Origin of the sequence: Nonomuraea sp. NPDC049141, from assembly GCF_040648415.1 — a bacterium.
Taxonomy (GTDB): Bacteria; Actinomycetota; Actinomycetes; order Streptosporangiales; family Streptosporangiaceae; genus Nonomuraea.
The window spans coordinates 100318-115227 of sequence record NZ_JBEZDR010000003.1 but is presented as its reverse complement, the minus strand read 5'-3'; the positions used below and the strand labels follow the sequence as shown (position 1 = coordinate 115227).

14 protein-coding genes and 1 tRNA gene are annotated in these 14910 nt (G+C 71.2%); 9 read left to right on the top strand and 6 right to left on the bottom strand.

Translation table 11 applies throughout. The features are described 5' to 3' along the window. The first annotated feature begins 25 nt into the window (after positions 1 to 25). Positions 26 to 1138 (top strand): galactokinase, encoded by a 1113-nt coding sequence (gene galK / locus AB0B91_RS09185; RefSeq protein ID WP_358317742.1) that lies wholly within the window; start codon positions 26 to 28, stop codon positions 1136 to 1138. A gap of 176 nt (positions 1139 to 1314) precedes the next feature. Here the strand turns inward: galK and AB0B91_RS09180 are convergent, their stop codons facing one another. From AB0B91_RS09180 to AB0B91_RS09170, 3 genes are all read right to left on the bottom strand, one after another. Next, on the bottom strand, positions 1315 to 2088 hold the full coding sequence (locus AB0B91_RS09180) for an enoyl-CoA hydratase-related protein (RefSeq protein WP_358317740.1): 774 nt from the start codon (positions 2086 to 2088) through the stop codon (positions 1315 to 1317). A 69-nt stretch (positions 2089 to 2157) separates the two neighbouring features. Then, positions 2158 to 3294 (bottom strand): nitric oxide synthase oxygenase, encoded by a 1137-nt coding sequence (locus tag AB0B91_RS09175; protein WP_358317738.1) that lies wholly within the window; start codon positions 3292 to 3294, stop codon positions 2158 to 2160. 306 nt (positions 3295 to 3600) lie between these two features. Beyond that, positions 3601 to 3672 (bottom strand) — tRNA-Asn (locus tag AB0B91_RS09170). A gap of 126 nt (positions 3673 to 3798) precedes the next feature. On the opposite strand from AB0B91_RS09170, the gene AB0B91_RS09165 reads away from it, so the two are divergent. Then, positions 3799 to 4113, top strand: coding sequence for a YtxH domain-containing protein (locus AB0B91_RS09165; protein WP_358317736.1), 315 nt, complete (start codon positions 3799 to 3801; stop codon positions 4111 to 4113). Positions 4114 to 4162: 49 nt separating this feature from the next. On the opposite strand, the gene AB0B91_RS09160 is transcribed toward AB0B91_RS09165, so the two are convergent. Genes AB0B91_RS09160 through AB0B91_RS09150 form a run of 3 tightly spaced genes read right to left on the bottom strand, consistent with a single transcriptional unit; the run spans position 4163 to position 6103 of the window. Continuing rightward, positions 4163 to 4636: a hypothetical protein gene (locus AB0B91_RS09160; protein WP_358317734.1), complete on the bottom strand. Its 474-nt coding sequence runs from the start codon at positions 4634 to 4636 to the stop codon at positions 4163 to 4165. After that, complete coding sequence (locus AB0B91_RS09155) at positions 4633 to 5907, bottom strand: hypothetical protein (protein ID WP_358317732.1); 1275 nt, start codon at positions 5905 to 5907, stop codon at positions 4633 to 4635. The genes AB0B91_RS09160 and AB0B91_RS09155 overlap by 4 nt, the downstream gene beginning before the upstream one ends. A gap of 40 nt (positions 5908 to 5947) precedes the next feature. Then, positions 5948 to 6103: a hypothetical protein gene (locus AB0B91_RS09150; RefSeq protein ID WP_219527422.1), complete on the bottom strand. Its 156-nt coding sequence runs from the start codon at positions 6101 to 6103 to the stop codon at positions 5948 to 5950. A 157-nt stretch (positions 6104 to 6260) separates the two neighbouring features. Between AB0B91_RS09150 and AB0B91_RS09145 the strand changes: the two genes are divergently transcribed. Genes AB0B91_RS09145 through AB0B91_RS09115 form a run of 7 tightly spaced genes read left to right on the top strand, consistent with a single transcriptional unit; the run spans position 6261 to position 14826 of the window. Continuing rightward, positions 6261 to 7448, top strand: a complete 1188-nt coding sequence (locus AB0B91_RS09145; RefSeq protein ID WP_358317730.1) for a hypothetical protein — start codon at positions 6261 to 6263, stop codon at positions 7446 to 7448. Continuing rightward, on the top strand, positions 7445 to 9577 hold the full coding sequence (locus AB0B91_RS09140; RefSeq protein ID WP_358317728.1) for a tetratricopeptide repeat protein: 2133 nt from the start codon (positions 7445 to 7447) through the stop codon (positions 9575 to 9577). Before AB0B91_RS09145 ends, AB0B91_RS09140 begins: the two co-directional genes overlap by 4 nt. Then, positions 9577 to 10638 (top strand): protein phosphatase 2C domain-containing protein, encoded by a 1062-nt coding sequence (locus tag AB0B91_RS09135; protein ID WP_358317726.1) that lies wholly within the window; start codon positions 9577 to 9579, stop codon positions 10636 to 10638. Before AB0B91_RS09140 ends, AB0B91_RS09135 begins: the two co-directional genes overlap by 1 nt. Next, positions 10631 to 11923 (top strand): VWA domain-containing protein, encoded by a 1293-nt coding sequence (locus tag AB0B91_RS09130; protein WP_358317724.1) that lies wholly within the window; start codon positions 10631 to 10633, stop codon positions 11921 to 11923. Before AB0B91_RS09135 ends, AB0B91_RS09130 begins: the two co-directional genes overlap by 8 nt. Continuing rightward, entirely contained in the window at positions 11923 to 12573 is a 651-nt protein-coding gene (locus AB0B91_RS09125; RefSeq protein WP_358317722.1) for an FHA domain-containing protein, read from the top strand. The genes AB0B91_RS09130 and AB0B91_RS09125 overlap by 1 nt, the downstream gene beginning before the upstream one ends. Before the next feature lie 58 nt (positions 12574 to 12631). Continuing rightward, positions 12632 to 14020, top strand: a complete 1389-nt coding sequence (locus tag AB0B91_RS09120; RefSeq protein ID WP_358317720.1) for a hypothetical protein — start codon at positions 12632 to 12634, stop codon at positions 14018 to 14020. Further along, the gene (locus AB0B91_RS09115; RefSeq protein WP_358317718.1) at positions 14017 to 14826 is read left to right on the top strand and encodes a glutamate ABC transporter substrate-binding protein; all 810 of its coding nucleotides are present in this window, start codon (positions 14017 to 14019) and stop codon (positions 14824 to 14826) included. Before AB0B91_RS09120 ends, AB0B91_RS09115 begins: the two co-directional genes overlap by 4 nt. Positions 14827 to 14910: the final 84 nt, after the last annotated feature.

The window sequence follows — 14910 nt, the reverse complement described above, 5'->3', positions numbered from 1 at the left end:
GAGCTTTGTTGAGGAGTGTTGGATTATGCGCGTTACCGATGCTTTCCGTGCCGCCTTCGGCGGCGACCCGCGTACCGTCTGGCACGCGCCCGGCCGGGTCAACCTGATCGGCGAGCACACCGACTACAACGACGGCTTCGTCCTGCCCTTCGCGGTGCCGTGGGGCGTCACGGCGGCGGTCAGCCCGCGCGACGACAGCACGATCCGGCTCCTGTCCCTGCAGTCGCCCGGCGACCCGGTGGTCATCTCCAGCCACGAGGAGTCCCGCGGCTGGACCCGCTACGTGGTCGGCGTCCTGGCCACGCTGGGCGACCGGGTACGCGGCGCCGACATCGCCATCGACGGCGACATCCCCGCGGGCGCCGGGCTCAGCTCGAGCGCCGCGCTGGAGGTGGCCGTCGCCTCGGCCCTCGACGACCTGTACGACCTGGGCATGACGCCCATGGAGCGCGCCCTGCTCAGCCAGCGGGCGGAGAACGACTTCGTCGGCATGCCGTGCGGCATCATGGACCAGGCCGCGTCCGCGCTGAGCGCCGAGGGGCACGCGCTGTTCCTCGACTGCCGCTCGCTCGGCTCCCGCAACATCCCGCTCGACCTGGCCGCGCACGGGCTGAGCATCCTCATCATCGACACGCGGGTGCACCACGAGCACGCGGGCGGCGAGTACGCCAAGCGCCGCGCGGAGTGCGAGTCGGCGGCCCGCAAGCTGGGCGTCGCGGCACTGCGCGACGTCACGGACCTGGCCGGGGCCCTCGAACAGCTGCAGGGCGACGAACGCAAGCGCACGATGCACATCGTCACGGAGAACCACCGCGTCGAGGCGCTCGTCGGCCTGCTGCGGGCAGGGGCGATCACGGAGATCGGGGCGCTGCTGAACGCGTCCCACCTGTCGCTGCGCGACCAGTACGAGGTGTCGTCACCGGAGCTGGACCTGGCCGTGGAGGCGTCCCTGCGCGGCGGCGCCCGGGGCGCCCGCATGACGGGGGGCGGCTTCGGCGGCTCGGCGATCGCGCTGGTGGCCGACGACCGCCTGGAGTCGGTGAAGGAGTCGGTGAACAGCGCCTACGCGGAACGCGGCTGGCAGCCGCCCCGCTTCCTCCCCGCCACCCCCGCATCAGGCGCTCGACGCCTTTCTTGACTTTCTGTTAGGGCCAATTTTTCTGTTACGGCCAGCCCGGTGGGCCCCACCCTTTGCGCGGGGCTGGCCTCTGTCCAGGGGAACGCTCCTCCGGTTCACCGGCTTGCCGCCGTTACGTGCGCACCGGCACCGTCTGGGTGGTCTTCGGGGCGCCGTCCGGGCGGCTTCTTTCCTGGCTAGAGGGGCGGGAAGTTCGGTGAGCGGCGTTCCAGGAAGCTGGCGACGCCCTCGGCGAAGTCCGGGCGGTTGAAGGAGGCGAGCATCTCCTGGGTCGCCGTCTTGGCTGATTCTTCCAAGGTGACGTTCCAGTCGTTCCAGATCTGGCGCTTGATGATGGCCATGGAGGCCGGTGAGCTGTGGATCGCGAGCTCCCTGGCGTACTCCTGGGCCGTGGCGAGCAGCGAGTCGCCTGGGACCGAGCGGTTCGCCAGGCCGAGTTCGTAGGCTTCCGTGCCGGTGAAGACCCTTCCCGACAGGAGGATGTCCATGGCTCTTTGCTGGCCCATGAGGCGCGGGAGGATCCAGGACAGGCCGTACTCCGCGATCAGGCCGCGGCGGGGGAAGGCCGTGGTCCACTTGGCGTCCTCAGCCGTGAAGATCAGGTCGCAGGCCAGCGCGTGGACCATGCCCAGACCGGCGCAGGCGCCGTTGACGGCGGCGATGATCGGCTTGGCGATGGTGGTGGGGAAGGTGTTGGGGCGCGGATCCGGCGTCTCGTCGTAGGAGCCGGCCTGGAGGGCGCTGAGCGTCTGGAAGTCGGCGCCCGAACAGAAGCCCTTGCCCGCGCCGGTCACCACGATGGCCCGCACGTTCGGGTCTTCCTCGGCCTCTTGGAGGAGGTCGAAGTAGCGCCGGCCCATCGCGTCCGTCCAGGCGTTGAGCCTGTCGGGGCGGTTGAAGGTCAGGGTGAGCACGCCTTGGTCGGCCGAGGTGAGAACGAGTTCCGCCATGGGGCAACCGAATCATATTCTAGTGGCGGAACGCAAGAAACCCGAGGCCACTCCACGCAGGCCGCGCGATCAACCGCTGTGGTGGACGAACGCCGGAGTCAGCGTGGGGTTGTCGTAGTAGCGGTGGAAAACGCGGGTGACGCCGCCGGAGATCGGCGGCACGATCCACGACCAGTCCGCCGGGCAGACGCGCCCCGCCTTCTCCTCCCGCTCCAGGTGCGTGAGGAACCGGTTCGACTCCGTATGGTGGTCGGTCATCGTGACCCCCGCCCGCTCGAACGAGTGCAACACGGCCACGTTCAGCTCGACCAGCGCGTGATCCCGCCAAAGCGACCGGTCGGTGGCGGTGTTCAGCCCGAGACGCTCGGCGACCACGGGCAGCTGATCGTAGCGGTCGACGTCGGCGAGGTTGCGGGCGCCGATCTCCGCCCCCATGTACCAGCCGTTGAAGGGCGCGCACGGATAGCACAACCCGCCGATCTCCAGGCACATGCTGGAAATGGCCGGCACGGCATGCCAGCGCAGCCCCAGCTCGGCGAACCACGGATATTCCGGATGCGTGAAAGGCACCTCCAGAACCGCGTCGCCCGGCAGATTACAGAGCAGCGGCCGCCCCACCTCCGGCTGGATCACCAGCGGCAGCACATCGAACCTCCCCTCCCCGCCACGCCAGCCGAGCCCCCTGACCATCGTGGTGAAGTCGGCGTAGCGGGGATCCCCGACGATCGAGCCGTCCCGCATGCGATGCCCGGCGTACCGGATGAGCTGCTCGTTCAGCACCCGGGGCCCGCGCCTGGCCGGCGTGTCCGGCGGGAACACGGTGACCGTCGGCCGGATCCGCCCATCACCTGTCGCGGCGCGCAGATGAGCCACGCACTCGATGGCCACCCCCTCAGCGGTGTTCACCTGCCTGCGGTCGCGCACCCTCAACGACCGCCAGTAGAGCCGCCCGATGCAGCGGCTGCTGTTACGCCAGGCCACCCTGGCCCCGAACTGAAGCTCCTCGAACGTATGGACGTAGGTCCCATGACGGGCCACGTCCCTGGCGACCTCACGCAGCCGCGCGTGCACGTCGCCGGCGCCGGGATTCTCGGCGTGGAAGAGCCTGATGAAGCGCTCCGCCTCGCGGATGTCGATCGTTCGCTCGATGAAGGCCTGTACGGCGATGGCCTCGAAGGGACGCAGGGACCTGATCCAGGTACGCAACGCAGTAACCAGCACTTTTCCATCAACGGAGCGCCCCGCCGATTCCGGGTCGGCGACACCTCCTTGCAGGCGGCGCCCTCTCCACACCGCCTTCGCAACGTGACCGCAGCTCCTGCCATCCTTCACCGTCTGGCAGCCGTTTGTCCCGGCAAATCAAAAATCCAGTGATCTTATGACTACAAAGCGTGAATGGCGGCAGCGGCGGGGTGGCCTCGGGGTGCTGACCGGCAAGAGGAGCTCCATAGTCAGTCCTGGGAAGCGAAAACTCCCCCTTCCCAGGATCCGGGAAGGGGGAGCTCGGTGTTGCTCCCGCGATAGGACTCGAACCTATAACCTGCCGGTTAACAGCCGGCTGCTCTGCCGTTGAGCTACGCGGGATCGAACGTTTCGCGCTGGTCGGCGGTCCTGCGGTCCGCTCCCCTTGGGCGCAGGAATAGATTAGCGCACTCCAGGAGTGCGTGTCGCATCGTCAGCGGGGTAGTCCGGAGACAGCGGAGGTGCAATATGCGTTATCGAATGACGTTCGCCATTGGGCTCGCTGTCGGCTACGTCCTGGGCAGCCGGGCTGGTCGCGAACGCTATGAGCAGATCAAGCGGGCGGCCCAGCGTGTTGCCGACAGTCCCAGGTTCCAGGAGACCGCGGGGGTGGTCGGCGCGCAGGTGTCCAAGGCGGCCGGAGTGGCCAGGTCGAAGGTGGGTGACACGCTCCAGCATCGGATCCCGTTCCTCAACAAGCACGACCACGCCGACACCGGCACCGGCTGGCCCGGAGAACAGGTCAACGAGAAGAAGACCAACGAAACCGGCATCCCTTACTGAGACCGGCCACCCCGGGCATGGGACCCATGCCCGGGGAACGGGGAACAGCTCACACGCCCATGCTGCGCCGTACGCCCTCAAGGGCCTGTTCGGCCTGGGCCCGTACACCCGGGTCGTCCGGATCGAGACCTTCGTCGAAGACGAGGGTCCACCCCAGCACCTCGCCGCCGGGCCGGCGCCTGGCCACCAGCCGTACCCCGCCACGCCCGGGCAGGTCCACGTGCTTGTTCACCACGATGGTGGCGTTGACCCGCTCACGCACCGTCTCGGGCAGCAGCCGCGGCTCCGGCAGCAGCACGCGGTGCCTCTCGCCGGACATGGTGAGGACGTTCAGCCCCTCCTCGTCCCAGGCGGCCCGGTCGATCGTCTCGTACGGTACGCGGACCCCGCCGGGCAGGTGCAGCGCCAGGTTCGTGGCCACCACGTGCCCGTCGCCGGTGGCGGCGAAGGTCAGCACCCGCTCCCCCGGCTCGGTGACCAGGGCCTTGCGGACGTCGGCGGGCAGGCGGCGAAGGAAGCTCATTCCTTCACGCTATCGGCGAGCAGGTCCAGGGTCAGCGCCGCACTCCAGGAGAAGTCCCTGCACCCCCGGCCGCTGCCGTCGAACGGGTCGAAGCACTCGCGGAACCCGGCCTGCCTGACCAGGCGGAGCGTGCCGTTGGTGAGCTGCTGGCCGAGCGAGTCGAGCGCGTGCACGCCGGCGGCGCGGCGCAGCAGCCAGTTGGTGTTCACCCAGGACGGGCCGCGCCAGTAGCGGGTGCGGTCGAACTGGGTCGCGCGGATCTCGCAGCTGGGCACCGGGTAGCCGGTGGCGCCCATGAACCTGGCCGATTCGAGCACGTCGATGGCCGCCTGGACGCGGTCGCTGGGCAGGCCGGGGTCGAGCAGCGGGCCGAAGCCGCCGACCGTACAGACGCGGATGAGCCGGTCGGCCCGCAGGTCTCGGGCGTAGAAGCAGCCGTCCCAGAGGCGGTCGAGGAGCGCCCGCCTGATGCGTTCGGCCTGCTCGGCGTGGGGCACCGGGTCGGCGCGGGCCAGCGGCGCCAGGTCGGCCAAGGCCAGGCAGGAGGCGAGCCAGATCCCGTTGAACATCGGGTCCTCGATGGCGAACGGGTGCTCGTCGCGCAGGTATTCGGACCGGTAGCCGGCGTTGCGGTAACGCAGGGCCAGCCAGACGTAGCGGTCATGGTCGCTGTCGGGGTGGCGCTCGTCGAGTTCGACGTTGCGGTAGCCGTACCTGATCTCGGGCAGCGCGGCGAGCGCCTGGTCCCAGGCCGGGCTGTCGTCCATGCCCGATTCCCAGGGGTGCACGATCGCGGCCAGCCCCGAGCCGCCGAGGTCGCGCTCGGTGGCCAGGTAGGCGTGCTGGGCGGCCAGCGCCGGAAACGCCCGCCTGACGAAGTCGGCGTCGCCTGTGTGCCGGTAGAGCCACGACAGGGCCAGCGCCTGCAGCGGTGGCGAGGTGAGGCCCGAGGTGAGCACGCGCGGCGCGGCGTCGTGGTCCTGCGAGCGCCAGACCGAAGGGCCCGGGAAGTACGCCTCGGGAGTGTGGAAGACGATGTGCGGCACCATCCCGGTCGCCCACTGCCCGGCCAGCAGGCTGAGCAGCTCGGCTCTTGCCCGGTCAGGCCGGTGCCTGGCCAGGCCGATCACCACGAACGCCGAGTCCCAGCTCCACTGGTGCGGGTAGAGACCTGGAGCGGGCACGGTGGAGGTTCCCGTCCAGTTCGCCTCGAGCACGGACATCGCCTCGCGCCCGAGCGCGGCATCGTCAACCGCCGGCCGCGCCTCCATCAACCCACTATGCGCCGCCGAGCCGCAGGAAGCCAGGTTGTTACGTCCGAACCCACTTGGACACGAGCATGATCCCGAAGGCCACGGCACCGATGATGAGGCCCCACTTGAGCAGCGTGAAGGCGAAGCCCACGAGGGGGCCGATGAGGATGAACACGGCGATGATCGCCAGGATTGCGAGAAGTATGCGTCCCATGCCTAAGACGCTACGAGATCCTTTAAGCGAATTGCAGGTGAGACAGGGTTGAATCAGGGACAAGTCAGGGTCTCCCCTACCTTCGGAACCAACCGGTCGGTTTCACCGTTTAGCCGGTAGACAACGGGGCGCGGGGGCCCGTATCACGGGGAGCGTGATGAGTCTCGGACCACCCATGAGCAGGGAGGGCGCGGAGTACGCGCTGCGCGCTCGTTCCGACGAGCGCGACCGCATCTCCGGCGACCTGCTCGATCTTGAAGCGCACACCACCTATCAGTTACTCAAGGGCGCCTCCTTACGCGGCCCGACCCAGACCCGCTGGGCCGCCGCGCAGAGCGCGCTCGCCGCGTTGTGGGCGCTTTACGACACCTACCGGGGCGTATTACGCACAGCCGAGCAGGTCAAGGGCCCCCGCGGCCGCCTCGGCGCGGAGCAGCTCACCACCTTGACCGAGCTGCTGTCCGGCCGCTCGGTGGTCCTGAAGGCGGCCGCCAAGCCGGTCGAGGAACGCTCCCTGCTCCCCCAGGCGGACGAGCGGCTCACCCTGGACGAGACCGTCGCCCGGATGGACGCCGCCTTCCAGCTCGCCACGGACGTGCTGACCGAGATCGACACGATCTGGTCCGCGGCGCTGCCCCGCCTCGACGCCGCCGACGCCGAGCTACGCGTGGTGAATGACCTGCAGCGGCAGCTCGGCGAGACCCTCGATTTGACCCAGGCGGAGACCGAGCTGAAGCGGATGCGCGCCGCCGCACTGGAAGACCCCCTCGGCTCGGCCCCACCCGACCACGAGCTGGCCCGCGTCACCGGCGCCCTGGCGAGCGCCCGCGCGGACCTGGAGCGGGCCCTGCGGGTCAGCCAGGAGTACGGCAGGCGGCGCGAGGAGCTGGTGGCCGCGCTGGACCGAGTGCGGGCGGCCGAGAGCGACGCCAGGGTGGCCCACGGCACGGTCGTCGCCAAGATCGCCCTGCCGCCGCAGGCGCAGCCGCGCAGCAAGGTGGAGGCGCTGGCCGGGGAACTCGACGCGCTCGACGCCTCGACCGGCACCTGGCTCGACAGGTCCGGCCGGCTGACGGCGCTGGAGCAGAGCACCGAGCAGGCCGCCCAGCAGGCACAGGCCACGGCGAAGGCGCTGTTCGGCCTGATCGGCCGGCGGAACGAACTGCGCGGGCTGCTCGGCGCGTGCCAGGCGATGGCGGTGCGCAAGGGCCTGGCGGAGGACCCGGCCGCCACCGAGCTGTACGAGCGGGCGCGGCTGCTGCTGTGGAGCGCTCCCTGCGATCTGACGAAGGCGGCACAAGCCGTCGACCTGTACCAGCGTGCGATCCACGGAGGTGGCCGATGACCGGATGCGCCCAGCCAGGCTGTACGGGCACGATCGAAGATGGCTACTGCGACCTGTGCGGGCACGCGGCGACAGCCGCCGCGCCCGTGTCCGCCCCCTCATCATCGGCCTCCTCACCATCCCCGGACACCCGGCCGGTGAGCCGGCCGATGACCGGCCCGCTGAGCAGTGGCCGGTCGCGGGCCGGCGTGCTGGGCGAGCTGACCGACCTGCCGTCGGTGCCCTACCGGGATCCGGCCAGCGCGATCATGGCCAATCCCGAGGTGCCGGAGGAGAAGCGGTTCTGCGCCAACCCGGCGTGCGGTGAGCCGGTCGGCCGCTCCAGGCAGGGACGCGCCGGGCTGCCCGACGGGTTCTGCCCGCACTGCCGCACCCAGTTCTCCTTCACCCCCAAGCTGGGCCAGGACGACCTGGTGGCGGGCCAGTACCGGGTGCTGGGCTGCCTGGCGCACGGTGGCCTCGGCTGGATCTACCTGGCCGCCGACGAGAACCTCGACGGCCGCTGGGTGGTGCTCAAGGGCCTGCTGAACACCGCCGACGCCGAGGCGCTGGCGGCGGCGGAGGCCGAGCGGAAGTTCCTCACCACCGTCGACCACCCGAACATCGTCAAGATCATCAACTTCCAGCGCTCCGCCGGCCTCGGCTACATCGTCATGGAGTACGTCGGCGGCCAGTCGCTGCACGAACTGCGCCGCCAGGGTCCGTTACCGCTGCGCGAGACGCTGATGTACGGGCGGGAGATCCTGCGCGCGTTCGGCTACCTGCACGAGCAGGGCCTGGTCTACTGCGACCTCAAGCCGGCCAACGTGATCAGGGTCGGCAAGCGGCTCAAGCTCATCGACCTGGGCGCGGTCCAGCGCGTGGGCTCGCCGCCGGGCACGTCCTGGGCCACGGTCGGCTACCACGCGCCCGAGCTCGACACCCGGCCCTCGTCCGTCGCCTCCGACCTGTACACGGTGGCCAGGACGCTGGCGGTGCTGACCATCCCGTCGTTCAGCCCGGCCAAGGGCGGCGCGGAGAACCCGTTGCCGACGGACTGCGGCAACGAGTCGTTCGCGCGGCTGCTGCGGCGGGCGACCGCGCCGGATCCCGCCGCCAGGTTCCAGAGCGCGGAGGAGATGGAGGAACAGCTCGTCGGCGTGCTGCGCGAGATCAGCGCGGTGACGGAGGGCGTGCCGTACCCCGCGCAGTCGTCGATGTTCGGGCCCGAGCGGCTCGCGGCGGGAGCGGCGCTGGCCGCCGACCGCGGGCGGGTGTTCGACGGGCTCGACCCGCTGGAGGCGGCGGCCGCGCTGCCGGTGCCGCTGGCCGACCCCGCCGACCCGGCGGCGGGCGCGCTGGCCGGCCTGGTCGGCCGCGATCCCGACGTGCTGGTCAGCCAGGTCGAGGGGATGGCACGGACGCCCGAGACGCTGCTGACCAAGGCCAGGCTCCTCGCCGAGCAGGGCTCGGACCAGGCGCTCCAGGCGCTGGACGAGGCCGAGCGGGCGCTGCCCGGCGACTGGCGGGTGACCTGGTACCGGGCCGTTCACCTGCTGGCCGCGCGGCAGCCCGGCCGGGCGGCGCAGATCTTCGACGAGTGCTTCTCGCTGCTGCCCGGCGAGTGCGCGCCCAAGCTGGGGCTGGCGTTCGCGCTGGAGTGCGTGAACGACAACCCGGTCCGCTGGTACGAGAGCGTGTGGCGTACCGACCACTCCTACGTGAGCGCCGCGTTCGGGCTGGCCAGGGCGGGCCGGATCGGGGTGCTCGACGAGGTGCCCGTCACCTCCAGCCACCGGGTGGCCGCGCAGCTCGCGGTCGTGGCCTCGGTGGCCAGAGCGCCCGGCGCCGACCCGGGCAAGCCGAACGAGTTGTCGGCCGCGGCCGACCGCCTCGACGACCTCGCCCACCTCGACCCGCGCCGCCGCGAGCTGCTCATCGCCGAACTGCTGGAGAGCGCGCTGTCCTGGCTCGACACCGGTAAGCCGCCCGGCGGGCTGAAACTGGCGGGTGCCGAGTTCACCGAACCCGGCGTCCGCAAACGGCTGGAAGACATCTTCCGCCGCCTGGCCGTGGCCGCGAGCTCCCGCCAGGAGCGCCAGGCCCTCGTCGACCAGGCCAACGCCGTCCGGCCCCGGACGTGGGTGTGATGGACCACATCGCCGCCCCGCGGGCGGACGTGCGGTGCCCGGTCTGCGAGGCTCCCGTGCTCACCGGCGACGCCTTCTGCGAGGCGTGCGGCCATCCGCTCGGCGCGCCTTCCTGTACCTCGTGCGGCGCGCCGGCCGTGGACGCGGACGGCTACTGCGAACGGTGCGGCCTGCGCCAGCCCACCGGGCGGGACCACACCGAGCTCACGCTGGACAACGGCACGGCGGGCGTGACCGACAAGGGCCTGCGCCGCAGCCGGAACGAGGACGCGATGGCGCTGCTGTCCACGGACACGCGGACCGTGGTCGTGGTCAGCGACGGCGTGGGCAGCTCGCCCCGCGCGGACGAGGCGTCGGCGGCCGCCGTGGAGACCGCGTCCGCCGCCCTGGCCAGGGGTGTGTCCGCCGAGGAGGCGTTCGACCTGGCCGGGCGGGCCGTGGGCAAGCTGGCCACCTCGGTGGACGATGCTCCTGCCTGCACCTACGTCTCGGCGGTCGTCGAGGGCGGCCGGATCACGCTCGGCTGGGCGGGCGACTCCCGCGCGTACTGGCTGTCCCCCGGCGTCCGACCGGCCGCGAACGATCCGTCCGTCGGCACCCAGCCGGTCAACGCCGACCCGACGGCCGGCATCCGGCCGGCCGACGCCGATTCGACCACCGCCACACCACCGGGCGACGCCGATTCGACCGCCGCCACTCGTCCGGTCGGGGCATCTCCGCCCGCCGGGACCCGACCCGCCCAGACCGGTCCGCCGCCAGGCGTCCAGCTGACCGGCATCCAGTTGACCGAGGACGACGCCGCGCCCACGGGCGAGATCACCGCCTGGCTCGGCGCCGACTACGGCGACGTCCGCCCGCACGTCCGCGTGCTGGAGCCGGAGCACCCGGGCCTGCTGCTCGTGTGCAGCGACGGCCTGTGGCGCTACCTCGACGGCTACACCTTCCCTTCTACCGGCAGCCCCCTGGACATGGCCCGCGTGATGCTGCGACACGCGCTCGACTCCGGCGGGCAAGACAACGTGACCATCGTCCTGATCCCTCTAGGAGACGCACATGGGTGACCAGCCCACCTTCACCCTCCACATCGACCAGAACAAGTACCTCCCGATCGACGGGCGCGAGGTGCACGCCATCCTCACGATCAACTCCACCGGCTCGGTGACCACCACCACGGCCGCCCCGGCCGAGGCCGCGGAAGTGATCATCATCGACACGTCCGGGTCGATGAGCGGCGGCAAGATCCGGGAGGCCCGGCAGGCGGCCGCGACGGCCGTGCAGACGCTGCGCGACGGCGTCCACTTCGCGGTGATCGCCGGCACCGACCGGGCCAGGGGCGTCTACCCGCGCGGCCCCGAGCTGGTCCGGGCCAACGCGGCCACCCGGGCCGAGGCGCAGCGGGCCATCGGCCAGCTGTCCGCCGGCGGCGGCACCTCGATCGGCCAGTGGCTGCAACTGGCCGCCCAGATGCTGTCGGCCCATCCGAACGCGATCAGGCACGCCATCCTGATGACCGACGGCCAGAACAACGAGCGCGCCGACGTGTTCGCCGCCGCGCTGGCCCGCTGCGAGGGCGCGTTCGTCTGCGACAGCCTCGGCGTCGGCGACGACTGGGTGCCCGCCGAGCTGCGCAAGGTCGCCGAGGCGCTGCTGGGTACGTTCGACTTCGTCAGGAACCAGGGCGACCTGGCCGACTTCTTCCGCAAGCTCACCCAGACCTCGATGAGCAAGACTGTGGCCGAACTGGTGATGCGGGTGTGGGTGCCGCAGACGGCGACGCTCAAGTGGGTCAAGCAGGTCTCGCCCACGCTGCTCGACCTGACCGGCAAGCGCACCGACGTGAACCCGCTGACCGGCGACTACCCGACCGGCTCGTGGGGCACCGAGGACCGCGAGTACCACCTGTGCGTCGAGGTGCCGCCCGGCCAGATCGGCAGCGAGATCCGCGCGGGCTGGGTGAAGCTGCTCCGCCCCGACACCCAGGAGGTCTTCGCCAGCGGCAACGTGCTCGCCCAGTGGACCGACGACCTCGCCCAGTCCACCCGGATCAACGGCAAGGTCGCCCACTACACCGGCCAGGCCGAGCTGCACGAGCTGATCCAGGACGGCCTGAGCGCCCGCGCGGCCGGCGACGTCGACAAGGCGACGGCCCGGCTGGCCAAGGCCAAACAGCTCGCCGTCGATTCGGGACGCGAGGACACGGCCAGGCTGCTCGACAAGGTCGTCGAGGTGGATCCGGCCTCCGGCACGGCCCGGCTGCGCAGGAACGTCGACAAGGCCGACGCCATCGAGCTCGACACGGGCTCGGTACGTACCAGCAGGCTGCGCAAGGACGGGGAGGGCAGCTGATGGCGACCTGCCCACAGGGCCACGCGTCGGGTGACGACGAATACTGCGACGTCTGCGGCCTCCAGATGGCCGGCTCCGCGGCGCCGGCGCCGGTCACCAGCCCGGCCGGCTCCGCCGCACCCACCGGCGCCGGGGGCGCGGTGGAGGACTGTCCCGTCTGCCAGACGCCGCGTGCCGGGCAGTTCTGCGAGGTGTGCGGCCACGACTACTCCGGCACCGCGCCGTCGCTGGCGCCCGTGTCCGGCGCCCGCTGGGAGGCGGTCACCGCCGCCGACCGCGCCTACTACGACCAGGTGATCGCCGAGGGCGGCCCCGACGCCCACGTCGTCGCCTACCCGCCGTACTGTCCCGAGCGGTCCTTCGCTCTGTCGGGCGAGCAGGTACGCATCGGCCGCCGCAGCCGGGGCCGCGACCTGCGGCCGGAGATCGACCTGACCGGGCCGCCGGAAGACCCCGGCGTGTCCCACCTGCACGCCGTGCTGCTGGCCCAGCACGACGGCTCGTGGACGCTCGTGGACCCGGGCTCCGCCAACGGCACCCAGGTGAACGGCAAGCCGGTCATGGTCAACGTGCCGGTCCGGGTGGGCGCGGGCGACCGCATCCACCTCGGCGCGTGGACCGTCATCACGATCCGCGAAGGCACACCATGACCGCCGTCACAGGGACCGCCGTCACAGGGACCGCCGTCACCAGCCACGAGGGGGCGCCATGACCATCGTCCAGGCCGGTCGGCCCGGTCAGGCCGTGCCGGCCCCGCCGGGGACCCCGGCTCCGGAGCGCCGGAGCGTGCCGGGCCGGATCCGGGTCATCTCCGGCATCACCGTGGCCTCCCTGGCGCTGCTCTTCGCCGCGCTGGCGGTCGGCAGCACGAGCGCGCGCGACGGGCTGACGGTGATCGGCCGCGACGCGGGCCCGCAGGTCGTCGCCACCGCCGGCCTGTACCTCGGGCTGAGCGACATGGACGCGCAGGTCGCCGACGCGCTGCTGATGGGCAAGGAGTACGGCACACAGCGCCAGGCCGCGATCGCCCAGTACGAACGGCGGCGCTCCGAGGCCAACCAGGCGCTGCTGAAGGCGTTCGAGCTGTCCGGCGACAACCCCGCCGAGCGGCAGACCGTCCAGTCCGTGCTCGACGGCCTCGGCCGCTACGAACGGCTGGCCGGGCAGGCGCTGCTGCTCGACACCCAGGCCGATCACCCGGCCGGGCCGCCGCCGCAGAAGGTGGTCGAGGTGTACCGGCAGGCCACCGACCTGATGCGGCTGGTCCTGCTCCCCCAGGCCTACAACCTGACGCTGGAGAGCGGCACGATCGTGCGGCGCACCTATGACGAGAAGAGCGTCATGGTGCCTGCCGTACGGTTGGCGGTGATCGTGGCCGGGCTGCTGGCGCTGGGCTGCCTGATCTGGCTGCAGGTCTTCCTGGCGCGGCGCTTCCGCCGGGTGTTCGGGCCGGCGCTGCTGGCCGCGACCGTCGTGACCATCGTCGCGCTGGTCGCCGGGGTGAACGTGCTCGGCCGGGACCTGCGAGAGCTGCGCACCGCCAAGGCCGACGGCTTCGACTCGGTGCTCACGCTGGCCAGGGCCCGCGCGATCAGCAACAGCCTGCACGGCGACCAGAGCCGGTTCCTGCTCGACAAGGGCCGGGCCGACACCTACGAGCACACCTTCCTCGACAAGTCGCAGTCGGTGATCTACCTGGAGGCGGGCAACCTCGACGGCTACCAGGCCAAGGTGGCGCAGGGCGCCAAGCACTTCCTCGGCCTGCTGGGCACCGAGCTCGGCGGCAGCGACGGCGAGCGGGCGCTCGACGCGTACACCCGCTTCCAGGACGCCGACGCCAAGTTCCGCGCCCTGGCCGCCAGCGGTCAGGCCAGTGAGGCCGTGTCGGCCAGGCTGGGGACGGTCCGCGAGTCCTTCGACGCCTACGACAAGGCGCTGCTGAACCTCGCCGAGCAGCATGAGGCCGTGTTCAAGCGGGCCACGGACGCCGGCGAGAGCGCGCTCGACAATCTGTGGCGGCTGCTCCCGTTCGCGATCGGCGGCCTCGGCCTGCTGGTCATCGCCGGGGTGTGGCCACGGCTCAAGGAGTATCGATGAAGCGGCTGCTACCCGCGGTGCTGGTCCTGACGGCGCTGCTCGCCGGGGGGTGCGGCATGGGCGGCTCGGAGTCGATCGAGTCCAAGGACAAGATCGTCATCGGGGTCCGTACCGACCTGCCGTCGGTCGGCGCGCGCAAGGCCGACGGCACCTTCGAGGGCTTCGACGTGGACGTGGCCCGCTACATCGCCCAGAAGCTCGGCAAGGACTTCGAGTTCATCCCGGTGCTGGCGGCCGATCGGGAGAAGGTCCTGGTCGACGGCAAGGCCGACCTCGTGCTGGCGACGTACACGATCAGCCAGGACCGCAAGTCGAAGGTCCTGTTCGCCGGGCCGTACCACATCTCCTACCAGGACATCCTGGTACGACCGGACGAGCCGTCGATCGGGAACGTCCGCGACCTCAAGGGCCGCAAGATCTGCCAGGTGGCGGGCTCGAACGCGGCGCAGCGGGTCGTGGAGGAGCGCAAGGTGGCCGCGCAGGTGGTCCCGGTGAGCGACTACGCGGCCTGCCTGGCGGCGCTCAAGGATCGCCGGGTGGACGCGATCACCACCAACGACGTCATCCTGGCCGGGCTGGCCATCAAGGACGGCAGCGGGCTGCGCCTGGTCAACGCCCAGTTCAACGAGCAGCGGACCGGGGTCGGCATGCACAAGGGCGACGTCGCGGGCTGTGAGGCGGTCAACCGGGCGATCACCACCATGTACCAGGACGGGACGGCCTCGAAGCTGCTCCACAAGTGGTTCGGCAAGGCCGGTCTGAACCTCAGCACCATCGCGGTCCCGCAGTTCGAGGGCTGTTCGTAAGAGTTCATGAGAACGGCGGGCCGGGGAGGATCCCGGCCCGCCGGCCGACTCGCCCCACCCCCGTGATGTGCCTCCCCGGCGAGA

Bases quoted from the DNA above. Each gene is read 5' to 3' on its own strand.
- AB0B91_RS09180 (WP_358317740.1), bottom strand. From the start codon at position 2,088: ATGGCGGAACTCGTTCTCACCTCGGCCGACCAAGGCGTGCTCACCCTG.
- AB0B91_RS09165 (WP_358317736.1), top strand. From the start codon at position 3,799: ATGCGTTATCGAATGACGTTCGCCATTGGGCTCGCTGTCGGCTACGTC.
- AB0B91_RS09155 (WP_358317732.1), bottom strand. From the start codon at position 5,907: ATGGAGGCGCGGCCGGCGGTTGACGATGCCGCGCTCGGGCGCGAGGCG.
- galK (WP_358317742.1), top strand. From the start codon at position 26: ATGCGCGTTACCGATGCTTTCCGTGCCGCCTTCGGCGGCGACCCGCGT.
- AB0B91_RS09150 (WP_219527422.1), bottom strand. From the start codon at position 6,103: ATGGGACGCATACTTCTCGCAATCCTGGCGATCATCGCCGTGTTCATC.
- AB0B91_RS09115 (WP_358317718.1), top strand. From the start codon at position 14,017: ATGAAGCGGCTGCTACCCGCGGTGCTGGTCCTGACGGCGCTGCTCGCC.
- AB0B91_RS09145 (WP_358317730.1), top strand. From the start codon at position 6,261: ATGAGTCTCGGACCACCCATGAGCAGGGAGGGCGCGGAGTACGCGCTG.
- AB0B91_RS09120 (WP_358317720.1), top strand. From the start codon at position 12,632: ATGACCATCGTCCAGGCCGGTCGGCCCGGTCAGGCCGTGCCGGCCCCG.
- AB0B91_RS09130 (WP_358317724.1), top strand. From the start codon at position 10,631: ATGGGTGACCAGCCCACCTTCACCCTCCACATCGACCAGAACAAGTAC.
- AB0B91_RS09160 (WP_358317734.1), bottom strand. From the start codon at position 4,636: ATGAGCTTCCTTCGCCGCCTGCCCGCCGACGTCCGCAAGGCCCTGGTC.
- AB0B91_RS09125 (WP_358317722.1), top strand. From the start codon at position 11,923: ATGGCGACCTGCCCACAGGGCCACGCGTCGGGTGACGACGAATACTGC.
- AB0B91_RS09140 (WP_358317728.1), top strand. From the start codon at position 7,445: ATGACCGGATGCGCCCAGCCAGGCTGTACGGGCACGATCGAAGATGGC.
- AB0B91_RS09135 (WP_358317726.1), top strand. From the start codon at position 9,577: ATGGACCACATCGCCGCCCCGCGGGCGGACGTGCGGTGCCCGGTCTGC.